The organism is Shewanella sp. Isolate7 (genome assembly GCF_022398425.1).
In the GTDB taxonomy this organism is placed as follows: Bacteria; Pseudomonadota; Gammaproteobacteria; order Enterobacterales; family Shewanellaceae; genus Shewanella.
This window is the reverse complement of record NZ_JAKEVJ010000004.1, coordinates 52,557-72,553: the sequence shown is the minus strand read 5'-3', so window position 1 is coordinate 72,553 and position 19,997 is coordinate 52,557. Positions and strand designations below refer to the sequence as shown.

The 19,997-nt window shown below is 49.7% G+C and carries 17 protein-coding genes; 5 read left to right on the top strand and 12 right to left on the bottom strand.

The window, feature by feature from the left end; all coding sequences use genetic code 11:
- Position 1: 1 nt before the first annotated feature.
- The 9 genes from L1D47_RS01875 to murJ form a co-directional block, all read right to left on the bottom strand.
- Positions 2 to 460: a pilus assembly PilX N-terminal domain-containing protein gene (locus L1D47_RS01875; protein WP_239882326.1), complete on the bottom strand. Its 459-nt coding sequence runs from the start codon at positions 458 to 460 to the stop codon at positions 2 to 4.
- Positions 461 to 468: 8 nt separating this feature from the next.
- Positions 469 to 1,488, bottom strand: coding sequence for a PilW family protein (locus L1D47_RS01870; protein WP_239882325.1), 1,020 nt, complete (start codon positions 1,486 to 1,488; stop codon positions 469 to 471).
- Positions 1,489 to 2,010 carry a type IV pilus modification protein PilV gene (gene pilV / locus L1D47_RS01865; RefSeq protein ID WP_239882324.1) on the bottom strand — a complete coding sequence of 174 codons (522 nt, stop codon included), beginning with the start codon at positions 2,008 to 2,010 and terminating at the stop codon, positions 1,489 to 1,491.
- A gap of 230 nt (positions 2,011 to 2,240) precedes the next feature.
- Positions 2,241 to 3,170 (bottom strand): 4-hydroxy-3-methylbut-2-enyl diphosphate reductase, encoded by a 930-nt coding sequence (ispH, locus tag L1D47_RS01860; protein ID WP_239882330.1) that lies wholly within the window; start codon positions 3,168 to 3,170, stop codon positions 2,241 to 2,243.
- A gap of 23 nt (positions 3,171 to 3,193) precedes the next feature.
- The gene (gene fkpB / locus L1D47_RS01855) at positions 3,194 to 3,616 is read right to left on the bottom strand and encodes an FKBP-type peptidyl-prolyl cis-trans isomerase (RefSeq protein ID WP_239849878.1); all 423 of its coding nucleotides are present in this window, start codon (positions 3,614 to 3,616) and stop codon (positions 3,194 to 3,196) included.
- A 3-nt stretch (positions 3,617 to 3,619) separates the two neighbouring features.
- Entirely contained in the window at positions 3,620 to 4,132 is a 513-nt protein-coding gene (gene lspA, locus L1D47_RS01850; RefSeq protein WP_041510402.1) for a signal peptidase II, read from the bottom strand.
- A gap of 9 nt (positions 4,133 to 4,141) precedes the next feature.
- Positions 4,142 to 6,964: an isoleucine--tRNA ligase gene (gene ileS, locus L1D47_RS01845; protein WP_239882323.1), complete on the bottom strand. Its 2,823-nt coding sequence runs from the start codon at positions 6,962 to 6,964 to the stop codon at positions 4,142 to 4,144.
- 32 nt (positions 6,965 to 6,996) lie between these two features.
- Positions 6,997 to 7,932, bottom strand: coding sequence for a bifunctional riboflavin kinase/FAD synthetase (gene ribF / locus L1D47_RS01840; RefSeq protein ID WP_239882322.1), 936 nt, complete (start codon positions 7,930 to 7,932; stop codon positions 6,997 to 6,999).
- 65 nt (positions 7,933 to 7,997) lie between these two features.
- On the bottom strand, positions 7,998 to 9,557 hold the full coding sequence (gene murJ, locus L1D47_RS01835) for a murein biosynthesis integral membrane protein MurJ (RefSeq protein ID WP_239882321.1): 1,560 nt from the start codon (positions 9,555 to 9,557) through the stop codon (positions 7,998 to 8,000).
- Positions 9,558 to 9,805: 248 nt separating this feature from the next.
- On the opposite strand from murJ, the gene rpsT reads away from it, so the two are divergent.
- Positions 9,806 to 10,072 carry a 30S ribosomal protein S20 gene (gene rpsT / locus L1D47_RS01830; RefSeq protein ID WP_011864900.1) on the top strand — a complete coding sequence of 89 codons (267 nt, stop codon included), beginning with the start codon at positions 9,806 to 9,808 and terminating at the stop codon, positions 10,070 to 10,072.
- Positions 10,073 to 10,239: 167 nt separating this feature from the next.
- Here the strand turns inward: rpsT and L1D47_RS01825 are convergent, their stop codons facing one another.
- Entirely contained in the window at positions 10,240 to 10,536 is a 297-nt protein-coding gene (locus L1D47_RS01825) for a metalloregulator ArsR/SmtB family transcription factor (protein WP_011864899.1), read from the bottom strand.
- A 135-nt stretch (positions 10,537 to 10,671) separates the two neighbouring features.
- On the opposite strand from L1D47_RS01825, the gene L1D47_RS01820 reads away from it, so the two are divergent.
- The gene (locus L1D47_RS01820) at positions 10,672 to 12,078 is read left to right on the top strand and encodes a M28 family peptidase (RefSeq protein ID WP_239882320.1); all 1,407 of its coding nucleotides are present in this window, start codon (positions 10,672 to 10,674) and stop codon (positions 12,076 to 12,078) included.
- A 148-nt stretch (positions 12,079 to 12,226) separates the two neighbouring features.
- Here L1D47_RS01820 and yaaA read toward each other — a convergent pair whose 3' ends face one another.
- Both yaaA and L1D47_RS01810 read right to left on the bottom strand, forming a co-directional pair.
- Positions 12,227 to 13,003, bottom strand: coding sequence for a peroxide stress protein YaaA (gene yaaA / locus L1D47_RS01815; RefSeq protein WP_239882319.1), 777 nt, complete (start codon positions 13,001 to 13,003; stop codon positions 12,227 to 12,229).
- Positions 13,004 to 13,130: 127 nt separating this feature from the next.
- The gene (locus tag L1D47_RS01810) at positions 13,131 to 14,609 is read right to left on the bottom strand and encodes an alanine/glycine:cation symporter family protein (RefSeq protein ID WP_239882318.1); all 1,479 of its coding nucleotides are present in this window, start codon (positions 14,607 to 14,609) and stop codon (positions 13,131 to 13,133) included.
- A gap of 426 nt (positions 14,610 to 15,035) precedes the next feature.
- Here L1D47_RS01810 and L1D47_RS01805 point away from each other — a divergent pair, with 426 nt between their 5' ends.
- From L1D47_RS01805 to tal, 3 genes are all read left to right on the top strand, one after another.
- Positions 15,036 to 17,402 (top strand): phosphoketolase family protein, encoded by a 2,367-nt coding sequence (locus L1D47_RS01805; protein ID WP_239882317.1) that lies wholly within the window; start codon positions 15,036 to 15,038, stop codon positions 17,400 to 17,402.
- Positions 17,403 to 17,650: 248 nt separating this feature from the next.
- Complete coding sequence (locus tag L1D47_RS01800) at positions 17,651 to 18,760, top strand: OmpA family protein (protein WP_239882316.1); 1,110 nt, start codon at positions 17,651 to 17,653, stop codon at positions 18,758 to 18,760.
- Between the two features lie 273 nt (positions 18,761 to 19,033).
- Complete coding sequence (tal, locus tag L1D47_RS01795) at positions 19,034 to 19,990, top strand: transaldolase (protein ID WP_041510393.1); 957 nt, start codon at positions 19,034 to 19,036, stop codon at positions 19,988 to 19,990.
- The last annotated feature ends 7 nt before the right edge of the window (positions 19,991 to 19,997 follow it).

Genomic DNA, 19,997 nt, shown 5'->3' with positions numbered 1-19,997 from the left:
GTTAACCCCCACTCAGAACTTCTTGTTCAATTCCGGCAACAACTCTTAACAGCCCTAGGTTATCGCGACCGAAAGCAACATCACTTTGTACCTCGAGTCGACGACAACTGATCAAATTGGCACCACTGGCTTTACTACTTCGCTGACAACTTACGTCTTGAATCGTCCCATCTTTTGGCATAGGGATAAGTGTCTGCTTTTGCCCTAACTCATCGCCTAACGTCTCGACACTCATATTAGCCAATCCCGCACCTTTATGTTTGTTAATCACAGCATCAAGTGCTCCGTTGGCAATCGCTTTGGCTTCAATCCGTTCGGCACCAGCACCAGCCATCCTTAAGGATTGTGTTGAATTAACTGCAAGTGCAACGCCAATCACAGTCATCACAATTAAAATTATTAATGAGAAAAACAGCACTACGCCTTTTTGTCTTGTTAAACCTTGCGTCATTTTTTTCATATCTGCCCTTAACTCCGAATCAGCACCGGGTTTTCAAGAACTATGGTTGTCGACAACACCTTGCGACGATAATTATCCTTCGGGACTTCAAGAAATTTAAAGCCGCTAGGTGTAGGTAGGCCGCTGTATTTGTCACCGAGAATATAAGTTGTTTCATTTTTATAGGTTGGATCTGCTTTAATCGATCTAACGAGTACATAGACCTTAATCGCGACTAATCGCTGAAAGGATTCGTTATCCCACATCAAAGAACTCACTTCATTCTCAGGAATATATCGGTCTGGCGTACTATCACCATCATTATCAAATCCATAGAGAAAGCGCATATTCTCGATGCCTTCGACAAGCTGTTCATCATTTCCCATGCCAGAGCTATTGAGGGTTTTCCGCCTTAAGCTGGGGATGCCATTGCTATCATTTGCAATAAAGTACACGTGATGCAGGTACTGCCAGATCCTGGCATTGGTCAACCCAGTAGATGGGGCACCATTATTAAAGAAGATCGCCTGACTAGATGTAGCCGAAACAAAATAGTTACTGCTATTGCCCGCAGGAACACTAGGGCCAATAAAACGCTTAATCTGCAAAACATCGGTACCAGGTTTCACATTTGACGATGCAAGACAGGTTAATGAGCTTCCACTGACACCACTTTCATATCCCCATAAGCGTCTAAAATGCGCAGGTTGATCTGCAGGCAGCGAAGCATTGTTTAATCCAGCTCCCACGCAATCAGTTCCAGAAATCTCTGCGTCGACTGTAGTATTAACTCCTCGAACAAAATCCGTCCCCGTCATATCTCCCATAAAACCCAATTGTGAGATATCACGTTCCATTATCGCCAGCGCAATACGGCCATTTTCCTGCAACTGATTAAACTGGCTGGTTGTGGTGACATTCGATGAGGACATGCTGAACATGGTAAATACACCTGCGGTCAAAAACAGTGCGATAACCATCGCCACCATCAGCTCGACCAATGACATACCATGTTGTGATTTTGTTAAATAGCGCGTTGTCGTTTTCATCTAAATAATCACCGTCTGCACTGTAAATAAACGCCGATTGGTTGTGCTAGAACCACAACTAGAGGAAGTCGACTCAATTGATGTTTCACGAATTCCCTTCCAGGCCACGCTAACTGTTACGTTATTACCACTTACCACAACGCAGGCTGTTGGGGTATCGAGCCCTCCAACATTCTGACTACCTACCTGCTCAGCGGTACCATTGAATAATATTTGCCACTCATATAGATCCCAAGCAGCCATCTCCGAAGAGGAACAGAGTGCTGTCCCCTGGCATTGCTTACTTACCGAGCTTGGTGTTCCACTGAAGGTGCCTGCATAGTTTGCTAACTGGGTAGGATTTAACCTCATCCGATTGATAATATCGTTGGCGTAGTATGAAGCTTGGGTCTGCTGAAAAGACTCGAAGCTGCCGCGCTTGGAAACAACGTGCAGATTAAATATGCCGATCAGGCCAATAACAAGAATGACGAGCGATACCATCACCTCTATCAGGGAAAACCCTTTCCCACGTTTTACCATGATGTCAAATCTCCGATATTAGCCATACTTTTGACAGTCGCTCCAGCCGTTTAGTCTTTTAAAATCTGAAAGTTAGCATAACTTTAAACTATACTAGTTAATCATAGATTAGTCGAATGTTACTCGCTAGTAATATTAGGTCTAAAAATAAATTTCAATATGCCGAGTGTGATTTTTAGACAATAAAAAAGGAGGCTAAGCCTCCTTTTCTTATCAAAACAGCAAGATACCTATCGCAATTCCGCCGGTACGGCAAACACAGTATCTTCTTTACGCCCTTCGACCTCTGTAATGATACTCGGGGCCAGCTTGGCTATTGCATCGATTACCTGCTGAACGAGGACCTCTGGCGCAGACGCGCCAGCAGTTACGGCGACCTTAGAGATATTGTTAAACCACTCTAATTTTATGTCATCAGCATTATCGACTAGATAAGACTGAGTGCCCTTCTTGATGGCAAGTTCCATCAAACGGTTCGAATTTGAGCTGTTCTTAGAGCCCACAACAATAAAGAGGTCAACATCATCGGCAACATTACGCACCGCATCTTGTCGGTTTTGGGTGGCATAGCAGATATCGTCCTTACGCGGCCCTTGGATTGAAGGGAAACGCTTTTGCAGGGCTGCTATCACATCTGCGGTATCATCCATAGACAAGGTGGTCTGTGTGACAAAGCAGAGGTTATCTGGATCTTTAACCACTAAGGCCTCAACATCGGCGGGGGACTCCACCAACAACACGCCCCCTTCAGGGTTATCGTATTGTCCCATGGTTCCCTCAACCTCAGGATGGCCCGCATGACCGATAAGGATGCACTCAATTCCCTTACGGCTGGCCCTAGTCACCTGAAGGTGTACCTTAGTCACCAAGGGGCATGTCGCATCGAATACTCTCAAACCACGCTTTTTCGCCTCGGCGCGAACCGCCTGAGATACGCCGTGAGCACTGAAGATCACTATGCTGTCGTCTGGCACTTGATCTAGTTCGTCGACAAACACGGCGCCCCTGTCTTTCAAATTCTCCACCACATATCTGTTATGTACCACTTCATGGCGCACATAAATAGGCGGCGAAAACAGCTCGAGCGCTCTTTCGACTATGCTGATGGCCCTGTCGACACCGGCGCAAAATCCACGCGGATTAGCCAGTTTGATCTGCAAGCCTTGAGGAGGTTGTGTCATGATTAAAGCTCCTGAACCACTTCCAGTTCGAATGTCACCGAGCGCCCCGCCAACGGATGATTAAGATCGACGGTTACCGAGTCGCCAATCACCTCACGCACTATACCAGGGATCTCGCTGCCACCAGGACCGGCGAAACTCACGATAACCCCGGTTTCGAGCGTCATATCGGCAGGAAACTTACTTCTGTCCATATGATGAATGGCATCTGGATTTGACTCACCAAAAGCATCGGCGGCGGCCAGGGTAAAGCTATGCTTATCCCCTTGCTTCAGACCCGTGATCTCGGCCTCAAACGCAGGGCTCAGGCTCTGGTCGCCAATGTTTAACTTAGCAGGTTTTCCAGAGGCTTTAGTGCTATCGGCGGTCGAACCATCCTCCAGCACGATATTCATATGGCACAATAATGAACGAGTAACAGTCACGACTTACCCCTTTGCAACGTCTTCGCCGTTTGGCTTACGCTCCGAAATAAACGAATCTAAGATGATGAGCCCTGCGCCAACACAGATCGCCGAATCGGCAATGTTAAAGGCGGGGAAGTGGCTCGTCTTCCAATAAAAATCGAGAAAATCGACCACAAAGCCATGCTGCAATCTGTCGATTAAGTTCCCCAGCGCTCCACCTATCACTAAGGTATAGGCCAGATTCAATCTCCACATCCCTTTGGATTGCTTACGTAACCAGACGGTAAGCAAGGTACTAAAACCGACGGCAACTAGGGTAAACAGCCAACGCTGCCACCCTCCGGCATCACTTAAGAAGCTAAAGGCCGCACCATAATTTCTCACATAGGTGAAATTAAAAAATGGCAGCAGGTTAATTGACTCTCTCAGGTCAAAATTGGCTAATACCCATTGTTTGGATAGTTGATCGGCAATAAACACCAATACAACTACCCAATACCAACGTAAGCCACTCTCTTTCCAGCTAGATGGCATTCGACTCCCTTATGCGAACTGACGCTGTTCGCCATCACCTTCGATGTTGGTCACACAGCGGGTACACAGCAGTGGATGCGCTTCGACCTGACCCACATCTTCTCTGTGATGCCAGCAGCGATCGCACTTGGCCGCTTCTGTCTTAGCCACTAATAGCTTCAACCCGGCCAGCTCAGTTTCAACTGCATCGGCACCGGCACTAGCCAGTGGTGCAATCTGAGTATTAGAGGTCAGCAGAACGAAACGCAGTTCATCGCCAAGCAGCACCAAAGACTCGGTGAGCGCCTCATCGGCGTAGAGAGTCACTTCGGCTTCTAAGGAACCACCTACACGCTGCTCGCGGCGTGCCTGCTCGATGGCCTTGTTCACCTCATCACGAACCGTGATAAGGTTTGCCCAGTAATCATCGCTCAGGTCGCTGTCGAGCGTCACAGAGGCTAGGCCTTCGAACCAGGTCTGAGTAAAGACAAACTCTTCACGCTCACCCGGTAGCGATTGCCATACTTCATCGGCGGTGAAGCTCAAAATAGGCGCAATCCAGCGCACCATGGCTTCGGCGATCAGGAACAGCGCGCTCTGACAGCTGCGACGCGCCAGACTGTCACGTTTAGCCGTATATTGTCTGTCTTTGATGATATCCAGATAGAAGCTGCCAAGCTCGACAGAGCAGAACTGCATCAGTTTCTGAGTCACCAAATGGAAGTTGTATTGCTCGTAAGCTTCCAGGATCTCGGTTTGCAAGGCCGCAGCACGACGCACCACCCAGCGATCTAACGCCACCATATCTTCGACGGCAACGGTATCTTTAACCGGGTCAAACCCATTCAGGTTAGCCAGCAGGAAGCGAGCAGTATTACGGATACGACGATAGGCATCGGCGCTACGCTTGAGGATCTCGTCAGATACCGTCATCTCACCACTGTAATCGGTCGCCGCCACCCAAAGACGTAGAATGTCTGCGCCAAGCTTGTTGGTGACTTGCAGCGGTGCAATCACGTTACCGATAGACTTAGACATCTTACGGCCCTGGCCATCTACGGTAAAACCGTGAGTCAGCACCTGCTTGTATGGCGCCTTACCACTCATGGCGGTAGAGATCATCAGTGACGACATGAACCAGCCACGGTGCTGATCGCTACCTTCGAGGTAAAGGTCGACAGGATGACCGTTGTACTCGGGACGTGCGGCAACCACCGACGAGAAGGTTGAGCCTGAGTCATACCACACATCTAAGGTGTCTGTGACCTTACGATATTGGTCAGCCTCTTCACCCAACAGCTCGGCAGCATCGAGATCCCACCAAGCCTGAATACCTTCTTGCTCGATTCTGTGGGCAACACGCTCCATCAGAGCGACGCTATCAGGATGCAACTCTTCGGTATCACGGTGCACAAACAGGGTAATAGGCACGCCCCAGGTCCGCTGGCGAGAGATACACCAATCAGGACGGTTCTCTACCATCCTTTCGATTCGGCTCTGACCCCAGTCAGGGATCCATTGGGTCTTCTCAATTTCACTTAGAGATTGGCTACGAAGCCCTTTTTGATCCATGGAGATGAACCACTGTGGCGTCGCACGGAAGATGATAGGTGTCTTATGGCGCCAGCAGTGTGGGTAGCTGTGACGATAGGCCACATGATTCAGCAGTGCGCCCTTCTCTTCAAGCAGTGCAACTACGTTGTCGTTGGCCTTAAACACGTGTTGACCGGCAAAGAACTCGGTATCTGGCTTATAGACGCCGTTGTCTCCAACAGGATTTGCCACTTCCAGGCCATATTTTTGACCAATCACAAAGTCGTCCTGACCATGGCCAGGCGCCGTGTGAACCACACCCGTACCAGAGTCAACCGTGACATGGTCACCTATAATGACAGGTACATCGAAATCATAGAAAGGATGCTTAAAGCGCAGCAGTTCAAGGGCCTGCCCTTTCACCGTACCCAGCACGCGGTGTGACTCGGCGCCATAACGCTCAACGCAAGACTCTACAAGTTCCTGCGCCACGATGATCGCGCGCTTGTTACCTTCTTTAGTGTACTCAACCAGATCGTAATCGATATCGTCGGCCATAGATAGGCCACGGTTAGCAGGCAGTGTCCAAGGGGTCGTGGTCCAGATAACGGTCGCGACATCGGCTTCACACTGCTCTACACCAAACTTAGCCAGCACAGCCGCTTTGTCGACGGCTAGGAAGGCGACATCTACTGCTGGCGAGGTCTTATCTTCATACTCCACCTCGGCTTCAGCCAGGGCCGAGCCACAATCGGTACACCAATGCACCGGCTTAACACCTTTGTGCAGGTGGCCGTTATCGATAACCTTAGCCAAAGAGCGAACTATGTTGGCCTCGGTGTCGAAGTTCATGGTGAGATAAGGATTCTGCCAGTCGCCCAACACGCCAAGACGGATAAAGTCTTCACGCTGACCATCTACCTGGGCGCTAGCGTACTCACGACACTTTTGACGAAACTCGGCCGCAGACACCTTCTGGCCAGGCTTACCCACTTTCTGCTCGACCTTAAGCTCGATAGGCAGACCGTGACAATCCCAACCAGGAATATAAGGTGCATCGAAACCCGACAGGGTCTTCGACTTGATAATAATGTCTTTAAGGATCTTATTTACTGAGTGACCAATATGAATACTACCGTTAGCGTACGGTGGGCCATCGTGCAGAATGAATGGCTTGGCACCTGTGCGGCTTTCACGAATCTTTTGGTACAGCTTCTTTTCTGTCCAAGATTTCAACATCTCTGGCTCGCGTTTCGCCAGATTACCACGCATCGGAAACTCAGTTTCCGGCAAGTTTAAAGTAGATTTATAGTCGCTCATTGATCCTATACCGTTAATTTAGCTGATCGCTCTCAGCCTGCATCGCAGCCAAGCAGGGCCTTGGCCCTGTCAGCATCATCTTTAATTTGTAGCTTCAGCGCATCTAATGACTTAAATGGCTGTTCATCCCTAATCTTTGCCACCAGTTCGACTTCGACGGTGCGACCATAGAGGTCTCCATCAAAATCAAACAGATGGACTTCTAACTGACAATTTTGTCCATTGACCGTAGGCCTAAAGCCCACGTTGGCCACCCCTTCATAGATGTCACTGCCATCCCAAAATAGCCTGACGGCAAAGACGCCCCGTACCGGAGACACCTTACGTTTCAAGGCGATGTTGGCAGTGGGAAAACCTATGGTGCGGCCTATTTTCTCGCCGTGGGCAACTTTGCCGCTCAGCGCATAGGGGTGGCCCAGCAGACGTCTTGCCTGCTCTAGATTGCCTTTGGCGAGCAGCCCCCGAATCTCGGTGGAACTCACCCGCTTATCCCCCAAGATAAAGCTGTGGGTATTGACCACGGCGAAACCATATTTTTCACCGGCGGCCTTTAGCATCTCAAAATTACCGCGGCGCTGCTTGCCAAAACAGAAGTCATCGCCGACCACCAGATATTTCACCCCCAGCTGTGTCACCAGGAGATCCTCGATAAAGGCTTCGGCGGGCATGGCGGCAAACTTCTGATTAAAATTGACGCAAAGCAAGCGATCGATGCCCAGCTCATCGAGCAAGACAATCTTATCGCGCAGCAGACTCAGCCTGGCCGGGGCATTATCGCCCTTAAATAGCTCTTGCGGCTGAGGCTCGAATGTCATGAGTGTCGCAGGAACCCCATGTTGCTTGGCTTTTTTTACAAGTGCAGCAATGACTTCGGCATGCCCACGATGCACGCCATCAAAGTTACCAATAGTCAGCACGCAGCCCTGGTGTCGGGGTAAAATATTATGTATACCGCGGATCAGTTCCATTACATTCAATAACTAGCAAGCATAAGTTCGCGGATTATATACCAGCTCAAGATGATTATCAGCAATCAAAAGCCAGCTTTCATCCTCCAAGGGCGAATTCCTAACAATAACATAGCCAGCAGATAGACCACAGCCCCCGCACCAATCAAATATGCAAGCTGAGTTGCCCTGCCCACAAAAGAGAGTTTCAGCCAGATATCCATACTAGGTAATAGCTGATAGAGCACGGCGATCATCAGCGCGGCAGCTACCAAGGTTTTCCCCATAAACACAAGAGTTTGCCTTGAGATTTGGTAAACGCCAGCACGATGTAGGCCGCGATAAAGCAGGCTGGCATTGAGCAGCGCCGACAGCGAGGTCGCTATCGCCAACCCCACATAGCCGAAAGGAAACACAAAAATCAGGTTGAACACCATGTTACTGACCATGGCGACGATACCGTAGCGCACCGGCGTCTTGGTATCCTGACGAGAATAATATCCTGGGGCCAACACCTTGATCAGCATGAAACTCAGCAGCCCCGAACCATAAGCCATCAAACTGTAGGAGGCCATATCGACATCATCTATCGTGAAGGCACCTCGCATAAACAGCACCATCAACATCGGCTTGGCCAACACGATCAGCCCACACATGGCCGGAACCCCCATCAGCAGAATCGCCTTGATCCCCCAATCCATCGTCTTGGCAAACCCGTCACCTTCTGCGTTGACATGTTTCTTCGACAGGGCCGGCAAGATAACGGTGGCAATGGCGATGCCAAACAGGCCCAGGGGAAACTCCAGCAGGCGATCTGAGTAATAGAGCCAGCTAATGGATCCCGTCACCAAGAAACTGGCGATAAAGGTATCGAGCAGCAAATTTATCTGCGACACAGAAACGCCAAACAGCGCAGGCAACATCAGGCTGCGAATCTTAACAACCCCCGGATGATGCCAACCCCAGGATGGCTTAACCAAAGCCCTTTCTCTGAGCAAGAAGGGAATTTGGAATAGGAACTGGATAACGCCACCAGCAAAGACGCCCCAGGCCAAACCGATTTCCGGCTGCGCTAGCTTGGGCGCCAAAAACAGTGCGGTGCTGATGATGGCGACATTCAAAAACACAGGCGTAAAGGCTGACACCGCGAAACGGCCTCGGGTATTGAGTATCGAGCCCGCCAAGGCGGTAAAGGTAATAAACCAAAGATAGGGAAAGGTTATCTTCAACATCAATGAGGCCAGCTCAAACTTCTGGCCATTGGGCTCATCGTTTAACCAAGCCAAAAACCAGCCGCCGCCAAACAGGGCCGTTAATAGTGGCGAGGCAATAACACCGACCAAGGTTACCAGAGTCACCACGAGACCGAGTGTGCCGGCCACCTTTGCCAGCAGCTCTCTCACCGCCAGGTCGTCATGTTTCTCTTGATATTCGGTCAATACCGGCACAAAGGCCTGGGCGAAGGCGCCTTCGGCAAATAATCGGCGTAAAAAATTTGGGATCTTATTGGCAAAAAAGAAGACGTCGGCGCTACTCCCTGCTCCCATCAAATTGGCGATAACCACGTCTCGCACTAAACCTAAAACACGAGAAATCAGCGTCATAGCACTCACGATCATGCCTGACTTAAAAAGTTTCTTGCTCAAAGCTCCCCCTGAAACGAGCATCACAGGTGTATCGAGCAAGTTAAAAAGTCGACTTACCCCCTGTCACCAAGCAGCAAATACTGCTAGAATTGCGCCCCATATTACACGAGTTAGGTTGAAGAAGGCCAAGTCTGCTCTGATTAATTTATCTTTAAGATAAAGATCCGATCATTGTCATTGACAAACTGACGAAAAAAAGGCATATTCCTCGACCTTTAAAAATATCTAACCCTTTTAGGAGTTGCACCTTGGCTAATAGCAAGTCTGCAAAGAAGCGCGCGCTTCAATCTGAAAAACGTCGTCAGCACAACGCTAGCCGTCGTTCTATGCTACGTTCTTACGTTAAGAAAGTTATCGCTGCGATCAACACTGGCGATCACAAAGCGGCAACTGAAGCATTCAATGCTGCACAACCAATTGTTGACCGTATGGCGACTAAAGGTCTTATTCACAAGAATAAAGCTGCCCGTCATAAGGCTCGTCTAAACGCTAAGATCAAAGCACTGGCTGCTTAATCTTTTAGCGATATAAAAAAACCGGCTCAGGCCGGTTTTTTTGTACCTGTCGCCCGAGTACTAGGTCAACTTCCTCTCGGTATTACAGGCATAGGCCTAAGCTAAAAAACAAAAAAGCTGATGGCCTACAGCCCATCAGCTTTCTATCTGCGCTATTCTCAAGCCGTTTAATGGCAATAGATAGTGTTAAGTAACTTAATAATTTCAGATACTTCCTTGCTTTTTAGCGAATAAAATACCGTTTGCGCTTCTTTTCGCGTTTCGACCAAATTGTCTTTACGAAGCCATGCTAAGTGTTGCGACAGCGCAGATTGGCTAAGCCCCAGCTTTTTATTCATCTCACCGACGCACATCTCACCTTCGCTCAACAAGTAGCATAAGATGAACAGCCGGCGTTCATTTGCTAAAGCCTTTAGCAATACAACAGCATTATCCGCTCGTTGCTGCATCAATTCTATATTCATTACGAGCAATTTCTCCTAAAACAAACCCCGGCACTAATATAGCGTTGACTTAAAGATATAGTCGGGACATGAAGCACACTTTTTGCTAGATTGTTTTCAAAAATGGGACATACGTAATAAAAATAAAGGAAACTCATGAAAAGCTCCCCTATCACCCTCCTTTCCACGCTCTTTTTTACCGGGTTATTAGCATGCCAAAACGCGTTAGCAACAGACGCAAATCAAAGTGTTAGCCAAAAGCTTCAGCAAGAGGCGCTCGCATCCAGCCTGGCATTCGATATTGTCGAATCACTAACTGTCGAGGTAGGCCCAAGACTCGCGGGCAGCGAGAAAGATCTGATCGCCGTTCAGTGGGCAGAGAAAAAACTCGCCTCACTTGGGTTCGACAAAGTCTATAAGGAAGCGGTACAAGTGCCCGTATGGCAGCGAGGCGAGGCCAAAGCCAATATTGTCTCTCCCTATGCACAGCCGCTGGTGATCACCGCCCTTGGTGGCAGTATCGGCACGCCAGAAGACGGCATCAGCGCGCCAATCGTCCGTTTCGAGACCCTGGATGCCCTTAAACAAGCCGATCCAAGCCAGGTCACAGGAAAAATCGTCTTTATCGATCACATCACCCCAAGGTTCAAGACAGGCAAAGGCTATGGCATGACGGTGGGCGGACGCTCGCGCGGCGCGATTGCGGCGGCAGAGAAAGGCGCGCTAGCCATAGTGATCCGCTCTATCGGCACAGACCATGACAGAATGGCTCATACCGGCATGATGCGCTATAAGGAAGGCGTAGATAAGATCCCAGCAGCGGCCATGTCCAACCCAGATGCAGACTTGATCACACTGATGCTAAAGCGCGATCCCAATGTCGTGATGCACCTAGAGATGAGCCCCAAGAACCTAGGCTACGCCACATCCTACAACGTGATTGCCGAGGTTACCGGCAGTAGCAAGCCCGACGAGATAGTGCTCATCGGTGCCCATCTGGATTCTTGGGACGAAGGCACGGGTGCCATCGACGACGGCGCAGGTGTAGCCATTGTCACCGCCGCAGGCCACTATATTGCTCAATTACCCACAAAACCTGCTCGCACGGTACGTGTCGTCCTCTACGCCGCCGAAGAGCTAGGGTTAATTGGCGGCAAGAGCTACGCAAAAGAGCATCAAGCGGAACTGGCCAAGCACTATATAGCCGCCGAATCCGACTTTGGTGCAGGACGTATCTATCAAATCAACTTTAACGTCGCCGACAAGGCCTTCGGCGCCGTACAGGCCCATACAAGCTCAATGCAGGATAACGGCGTCGCCCCCGGCAACAACAAGGCCTCTGGCGGCCCCGATGTCTCCATGTTGCCCGGCTACGGAGTCCCGGTTGCATCACTGAGACAAGATGGCAGCGACTATTTCGACTATCACCACACGCCAAACGATACCTTGGATAAAATCGATCCCAAGGCTTTGGCGCAAAATGCCGCCGCCTATGCCCAGTTTGCTTACCTAATGGCCCAGTCTGAAATTGAGCTAAGGCCACTTACCCCCAAGGCAAAATAAATTGTAAGAATCAGCGGCCGCCAGCACCTTTACGCCGGCGACAGACAAAAAAAGCAGCCTATAGCTGCTTTTTTTGTCACGCTTGCTGAGCCATTAACTGGCTTAGCTTGAGAGTAGAGTTTCGCTTCGATTCAATTCTTACCTGACATTAAGCCTGCTCTTCTCTTAGAAATACCGGCTCGTTGACGCTCGAGTCTGCCTCGCTGTAGTAATAACCGGCGGTGTCGAACTTGATCAGCTCATCATAGCGACTCACCTGATTATCCAGCATATAACGCACCATCATGCCGCGGGCCTTCTTGGCGAAGAAGCTAATCACCTTATACTGGCCATTCTTCTTATCCTTAAAGACTGGCGTGATCACCTGTCCCTTGATCTGCTTTGGCTTCACCGCCTTGAAATATTCATTCGACGCCAGATTCACCAGAATATCATCCCCCTGCTCGGCCAGCGCCTTATTAACTTCCTGGGTAACAATATCGCCCCAAAACTGATACAGATTAGCTCCTCGGCCGTTAGCCAGCTTAGTGCCCATCTCCAATCGATAAGCCTGCATCAGATCTAGGGGGCGCAGTAAGCCGTAGAGTCCGGATAAGATGCGCAGATGCTGCTGCGCGCGTTCAAGGCTCGCCTCAGACAGGCTATCGGCATCCAGCCCCGTATAGACATCGCCGCGAAAGGCAAACAGCGCCTGCTTCGCATTATCCAAGTTAAAGTCTCTGTTCCACTGGGCGAAGCGCGCGGCATTGAGGCCGGCAATCTTGTCGCTAACCTTCATCAAAGACGCAATATCTGCTGGTGTTAGCTCTCGACACACCTTGATCAGCTCTTCACTGTGTTCCAGCAGTGCAGGCATTGTAAAGGTTTGGGTACTTGCTGGCGTTTCATAATCCAGGGTTTTAGCCGGAGAGACTAAGATCAGCATAAATTATCCTTTATTTCTAACATTAAGCGAGGTGACTATCATACTGACGCAGACAATAAAAAACCACGCCCAAAGGACGTGGTTTTCTAGATAGAACTAATAGAAAGCCGCGATTAACCCAATATCCCTATACCTCTGGGACGGCAACCGACTCATCTTCCTCTTTAGCCAGTACCCCCGCACTCGGCTTGCCCTTCCAGATCTTCTCATCCAGACCATTAAGCTCGGGGAAATGCGCCGCATCGAAGGTTGGCACCTTGCCCGCCTTTAGCTGCAGCTCATAATCTTTGATCACCGCAAAGGCCACCTTAGAAAGCATGACGATGGCGGCAATATTCACCAGCGCCATCATACCCATGGAGACATCGGCGAAATTCCACACCAGCTGCAACGAGGCAACCGACCCCGCCATGACCATGGCCAACACCAAGGCGCGGAAGGTATACAATACCTTCTTACTCTTGCTCAGGAACAGGATGTTGCTCTCCGCATAGCTGTAGTTAGCTATGATAGAAGAGAAACAGAAGAGTATGATGGCAAAGGCAACAAAATAGGCTGCCCATCCACCCACCTCGTTGGTGAGCGCCAACTGCAGCAGACCGATCCCCTTCTGCTCGCCCGGCGCATCAAGGACGCCAGACAGCAAAATGATGGCGGCTGTCGCGCTACAGATGACTATGGTGTCGACGAATACGCCGATCATCTGCACGAAGCCCTGAGAGGCAGGGTGGTTAGGGTTTGGTGATGCTGACGCCGCGATATTGGCCGCACTGCCCATACCCGCTTCGTTAGAAAAGAGTCCCCTGGCGATCCCCGCCATCATGGCACCCATGGCACCACCGGCGGCCTCTTCCCAACCGAAGGCGCTCTTCACTATGTAGGCCAACGCCGCTGGCACCTGATCTAGGTTCATCACCAGCACAACCAAGGCGATAGCCAGATAAGCCACCGCCATCACAGGCACGATAAGCTCAGAAGCCTTAGCCACTTTCTTCAGACCACCGCTGATGATATAGGCCGCAACTGCGACGATCACCAGACCCACCATAGTCTTATCGAAACCAAAGGCATTGTTGAGTGCATCAGTCATGGTGTTGGCCTGGGCGGCGTTGAACGCAAAACCGAAGGCGATGATCAGCAATATCGAGAACAGCGAGCCCATCCAGCGCTTGCCCAAGCCCTGCTCCATATAATAGGCCGGGCCACCGCGATACTGACCGTCGCTGTCTTTTACCTTATAGACCTGAGCCAGGGTCGACTCGATAAAGGCGGTCGCCATCCCAAGCAGGGCGATGAGCCACATCCAGAACACGGCGCCGGCACCACCGACAGTGATCGCCACCGCAACCCCCGCCATGTTGCCCGTTCCCACACGCGCCGCCATAGAGGTACAAAACACCTGGAACGAGGAAATGCCATTGGTCTTTTCCCGTCCTTGCAGCACAAGCTTGCTGCCATGACCAAACATACGTAATTGGATAAAGCCCAATCTCAATGTAAATAACACGCCCGCAGCGACCAGCACGTAAATCAACACGCTGCCCCACAGCATGCCGTTTACCGCGTTGATAGTCGAATCGACTAAATTTAATACAGATTCAAACATAGAACTTCTATCACCCTTAGGACGTTTATGGCGGCATAGCCAAACAAGCCGCCATCTTTGTTAAATTTCCTTCCCAATTTGATCGAATAATTTCGGCAGGATTTTCTTTTCGAATTATCCTTTCATGATGCCAAAACAACATGCCTGCCGAATTCGACACGCCAAAATAGCATACCATCAAAAAAGCACCACGTGATACAGATCACACTTACCCATTTACATGACATTGGCATCACGCAATCAGAGACAAATAAGCTACTGTATTAACGTAACTAACATGGTGTTTACCACCAAAAATTTAACAATCAGTAAATTTAACGACTTTTCAAAAATAAGATATTGAACACATTTTTGTAATAAAATTACAAATATAGTGCCTCACATGAGCTTTGATTAACTTATTGCTTACTATAAATGGGGTTATTTATGTCACAACAGCAAGAGATCACCGCACTAAAGAAATTTGTAAGAGCGACCAACTTCCTGGCCACCTCGCAAATCTATCTAAAGCAGAACGTACTGCACAAGCGTCCGCTAGAACATAGCGACATCAAACCCAGACTGCTAGGGCACTGGGGTACTTGTCCAGGTATCAACTTCGTCTACGCTAACGTCAACCGTCTCATCAAGAAAACCAACCGTCCTTTCCTCTACCTTGTCGGCCCAGGCCACGGCTTCCCAGCAGTACAAGCTAACCTGTTTATGGAAGGATCGCTGAGTCACTTCTACCCAGAGACGATTCCGTACAACGAGACTGGTATCGAAGATATCTGTAAGAAGTTTTCAGCTGCCTATGGCTATCCTTCTCACGCTAACCCAGAAGCACCGGGTCAGATCCTAGAAGGTGGTGAGCTAGGTTACTCGCTCTCTGTTGCCTGGGGTGCCGTACTGGATAACCCTAACCTCATCGCGACCGTACTTATCGGTGACGGTGAATCTGAAACAGGCCCACTAGCAGCCTCTTGGTACGCTAACCGTCTGGTTTCTCCCGCGAACAACGGTGCCGTACTGCCTATCGTTCACATCAACGGCTACAAGATCTCAGGCCCAACCCGTATGGGACGCATGAGCCACGAAGAACTTGAGCTGGAATTTAAAGGTCTTGGCTATCACCCAATCATCGTCGACAGCGACCTTGAAGAAGATGTCTACCTACAGATGACCAAGGCAATGGATGAAGCCTATTCCATGATCGACGCGATTCAGACTAAAGCGCGTAGCGGCGAAGATATCGTTAAGCCATGTTGGCCAGTGATTCTGATGCGCACCGCAAAAGGCTGGACTGGTGTTGCCGAAGACAATGGTAAGAAGCTGGAAGGTAACTGTGACTCTCACCAGGTTATCGTCAACAAGTGTGCTAAAGATAAGCAACACCTTGAGGCCTTAGACCAATGGCTTGCCAGCTACAAGTTCAGCGAACTTTATAGCATCAATGAGCAAAACCAAATCGTCTTCGATAAAGATATCCAATCTTTGCTCCCTCCAAAAGAGCTTTGCTGTGGTCGTCAGCACCTTAGCTATGGTGGCGAAGTGGTGCGTTCACTGAACAACCCTAAACTTGAAGACCTGGCCTACGGTGCGGAAACACCAAGAGGACAGCGTGGTTACTCTATGTTGAAGATGGGTCAATGGATGCGTGATGCGTTCAAGCTCAACAGAGATCAGCGTAACCTACGTATCTTCAGCCCTGACGAAACCTACTCTAACCAGCTACAGGCTGTATTTGAAGAGACAGACCGTGCATGGCAATGGCCTATCGAGAGCTGGGACGAAGATATGTCTCGCGATGGTCGTGTACTTGAGCTGCTATCTGAAAACCTGCTGTTCGGTATGCTACACGGCTACACAGTAACGGGTCGTCACGGCATGTTCCCAACTTATGAGTCTTTCTCACAAGTAGTGTCCTCTATGGCCGACCAATACTGTAAGTATGTCTATGCCAGCCAGGGCGTACACTTCCGTAAGCCTGTGCCTTCTTGTAACGTCGTGCTCTCTTCACTGCTAGAGCGTCAAGACCACAACGGTTATTCTCACCAGAACCCTTCTTTCCTTGGGGCTATGCTTGAGAAGCACCCAGAGATCATCTCGGCTTACCTGCCAGCAGATGCCAACTCGACACTGGTTTACACCGAGCGTGCATTCGCCGATCGCGATAAGCTAAACATCATCGCTGCCGGTAAGAAAGAGCTGCCACAATGGCTGACACTGGACGAAGCACGTCAACAGGCTAAAGATGGCGTCATGGTGTGGGATTTCGCCTCTGACGACAACCCAGACGTCGTTCTGGCAGGCTGTGGTGACTATGTGACCCAGGAATGTATGGCTTCTCTAGTCATCCTGCGTGAGCTACTACCAAGAGTCCGCGTGCGCTTCGTGAGCGTAACCGAGCTAACCAGCAGCGGTCTGGGTAGCCGTAAGTTCCAAAGCAAGCCTTGGATGATGGATGAGATCTTCACCGCCGATAAAGGCGTGGTCTTCAACTACCATGGTTATCCAAACACTATCAAGAAGCTGGTGTTCGATTACAAGGGTAGCCACAGATTCCGTATCAAGGGTTATGAAGAGGAAGGTTCAACCACAACACCATTCGATATGGGCGTGCGTAACGGTACTTCTCGCTACCACCTGGTTATCGACATGGCTTACAAGCTATTCCAACAGGGTGTGATCGACGAGACACAACACGTCGCCATCACCACTGACATGCTTCAGCGTCTGGTTGACCACCGTAACTACATCAAGGCCAACGGTGTAGACCCTGAAAGCATCGAAAACTGGGTCTGGACACGTTAAGAATAGATTAACGCTAAGTTAATTATTCTACTAGAAAAAAGGCGATTCCTAGCGGAAACGCCTTTTTTATTACCTATCGACCAATAATCCTAAAAGATTTGCCCGTTATTCATGGCAATTTCTATATTCGCGTAAGATAATACAAAGGCTAGCGATAATACCAAAGGAATCCCCCCACAAAGTGCTGGCATGTTTTTACAGGATAAAAACAGCATGGGGGAAAGATAGTAAAACAAAGGAATTGGAAAATGATGAACAATACATTGAAAGCTATTCTGCTTACATCAATGCTCCCATTTGCAGCCAATGCAGCACAAGAACTCACCCCTTGGTACGTCGGTGGCGGTTTAGGCGTAAACAACTACGAGCCTAACTGCGATCAGAAGACCATGAAGCAATGTGGTGAAGACGATCCTTATGCTTGGGATGTATTTGGTGGTTACCTCTTTAACGACTATTTTGGTGTCGAACTGGGCTATCGTGACCTGGGCCGCGCCGAATGGGTTGACTATGCCAACAAACTTAACGATGTCGGTGCTCGCGGTATGACACTCGGCCTGGTAGGTTTCTGGCCATTTGCCGACCGTTGGAGCCTGTCAGCCGAAGCCGGTGCAATGAACTACCTACTGTCTAACAACAAACAGTGGGGTAGCGAGTACTACAGCGACAGCGGTGTTGCACCATACTTCGGTGCAGGTATCGGCTACAACTTTACCGAAAACCTCAAGCTGCAAGCTAAGTATCGTCGTTATGAAAATCTCGACGAAGACAAGTGGAACACCCTTGAGATGGAAAGCAACTACTGGGGTCTTGAGCTAAGCTACCGCTTCGGTCGCGCAGCCGCTGCACCCGCCCCTGTTGCAGCACCTGTGGTGGTTGAACCAAAAGATTCAGACAACGACGGCGCGACCGACGATAAAGACCAATGTGCCAACACGCCGAGCAATCATAAGGTTGATGCTAGCGGTTGTACCCTTTACCGCGAAGTCACCGAGAAGCATGAACTGGGTTCAATTCGCTTTGCCAATAACTCTGCCGTGGTGAACTCTGCGTCTTATGGCCAAATCGAAAAGCTGGCCAACTATATGAACCAAAACCCACGCGCAACCGTGTTGATCGGTGGTCACGCCTCTAACGTAGGTAACCCTGACTACAACATGGATCTGTCTGAGCGTCGTGCCAACGCCGTTGCCGAGCTACTGGTCAGCAAGTACGGTATCAGCCAAGATCGCGTCAGCGCTAAGGGCTATGGTATCACTCAGCCGCTGATCGAAGGCAGCAGCGCCGAAGCCAACAAGGCTAACCGTCGCATCGAAGCCCACGTTACGGGTGTACGTAAAGAGGCGATTCTAAAGTAAGTCTTTACGATTAACTTAATGATCGACCTCAATAAAAATCGCTGCTTAGGCAGCGATTTTTTTTCCTGTCATAATTTAATGGTTATACTCTAAGTCCGTTTAGCCCAAACATCAGCCCGGCTATACGGCAATGGCTAAAATGCCTTTTACTGATATTTAGCAACTTTTCTGTAATTTTTTTTCATTCATGGTTGGAAATATCGGCAAAATCGCGTCTAATAGCCGTTAGTAAACCACACACTTAAGCTGCTTCTTAAGAAGGATGTAATTTTCATGGCTAATACACTCGAGCAATTCAAATCTATCACCACCATAGTCGCCGATACCGGTGACATCGAAGCCATCAAGCGTTATCAACCACAAGACGCTACCACCAACCCCTCTCTTATCCTGAAAGCAGCCCAAATTCCTGAATACAAGCACCTGATTGCCAATGCCATCGAATGGGCTAAGTCTCAGAGCGACGATCTGGCGCAGCAGGTTGAAGATGCCGGCGACAAACTGGCGGTCAACATCGGCCTCGAAATCCTAAAAATTGTTCCAGGCCGCATCTCGACAGAGGTGGACGCTCGTCTTTCATTCGACAAGGCCGGTTCTATCGAGAAGGCGCACAAGCTGATCAAGCTTTATGAAGAGGCCGGCATAGACAAGTCTCGCATCCTGATCAAACTGGCCTCAACCTGGGAAGGGATCTGCGCCGCCAAAGAGCTGGAAAAAGAAGGCATCAACTGTAACCTGACACTTTTATTCTGTTTCGCCCAAGCCAGAGCCTGTGCCGAAGCCGGTGTTTACCTGATCTCGCCTTTCGTCGGCCGTATTCTCGACTGGTACAAGAAGGATACCGGCCTGGACTACAGCGCCGAGGAAGATCCAGGCGTTGTCTCGGTCACTAACATCTACAACTACTACAAGCGCCATGGCTACAACACGGTTGTGATGGGCGCCAGCTTCCGCAACACGGGTGAGATCATCGAACTTGCTGGCTGCGATCGCCTGACAATTGGCCCAGCACTGCTAGAAGAGATGGCAAACAGTGACACGCCTGTCGTTCAAAAGCTGAAACCAGCAGGCGAAGTCGTTGCTCCGGGTGCCGCCCTCAGTGAGGCCGAGTTCCGTTGGGAATTCAACCAAGATCCTATGGCCGTTGAGAAGCTTGCCGAAGGTATCCGCAACTTTGCCATCGACCAGGGCAAACTTGAAACCATGCTAAAAGCCGAACTCGAAGCCTAAGGGAATA

What these genes read in the sequence shown, in the direction of transcription:
- L1D47_RS01875 (WP_239882326.1), bottom strand. Translation starts at nt 460, where the DNA reads ATGAAAAAAATGACGCAAGGTTTAACAAGACAAAAAGGCGTAGTGCTG.
- L1D47_RS01870 (WP_239882325.1), bottom strand. Translation starts at nt 1,488, where the DNA reads ATGAAAACGACAACGCGCTATTTAACAAAATCACAACATGGTATGTCA.
- pilV (WP_239882324.1), bottom strand. Translation starts at nt 2,010, where the DNA reads ATGGTAAAACGTGGGAAAGGGTTTTCCCTGATAGAGGTGATGGTATCG.
- lspA (WP_041510402.1), bottom strand. Translation starts at nt 4,132, where the DNA reads ATGCCATCTAGCTGGAAAGAGAGTGGCTTACGTTGGTATTGGGTAGTT.
- ileS (WP_239882323.1), bottom strand. Translation starts at nt 6,964, where the DNA reads ATGAGCGACTATAAATCTACTTTAAACTTGCCGGAAACTGAGTTTCCG.
- ribF (WP_239882322.1), bottom strand. Translation starts at nt 7,932, where the DNA reads ATGGAACTGATCCGCGGTATACATAATATTTTACCCCGACACCAGGGC.
- L1D47_RS01825 (WP_011864899.1), bottom strand. Translation starts at nt 10,536, where the DNA reads ATGAATATAGAATTGATGCAGCAACGAGCGGATAATGCTGTTGTATTG.
- L1D47_RS01820 (WP_239882320.1), top strand. Translation starts at nt 10,672, where the DNA reads ATGAAAAGCTCCCCTATCACCCTCCTTTCCACGCTCTTTTTTACCGGG.
- yaaA (WP_239882319.1), bottom strand. Translation starts at nt 13,003, where the DNA reads ATGCTGATCTTAGTCTCTCCGGCTAAAACCCTGGATTATGAAACGCCA.
- L1D47_RS01810 (WP_239882318.1), bottom strand. Translation starts at nt 14,609, where the DNA reads ATGTTTGAATCTGTATTAAATTTAGTCGATTCGACTATCAACGCGGTA.
- L1D47_RS01805 (WP_239882317.1), top strand. Translation starts at nt 15,036, where the DNA reads ATGTCACAACAGCAAGAGATCACCGCACTAAAGAAATTTGTAAGAGCG.
- L1D47_RS01800 (WP_239882316.1), top strand. Translation starts at nt 17,651, where the DNA reads ATGATGAACAATACATTGAAAGCTATTCTGCTTACATCAATGCTCCCA.
- tal (WP_041510393.1), top strand. Translation starts at nt 19,034, where the DNA reads ATGGCTAATACACTCGAGCAATTCAAATCTATCACCACCATAGTCGCC.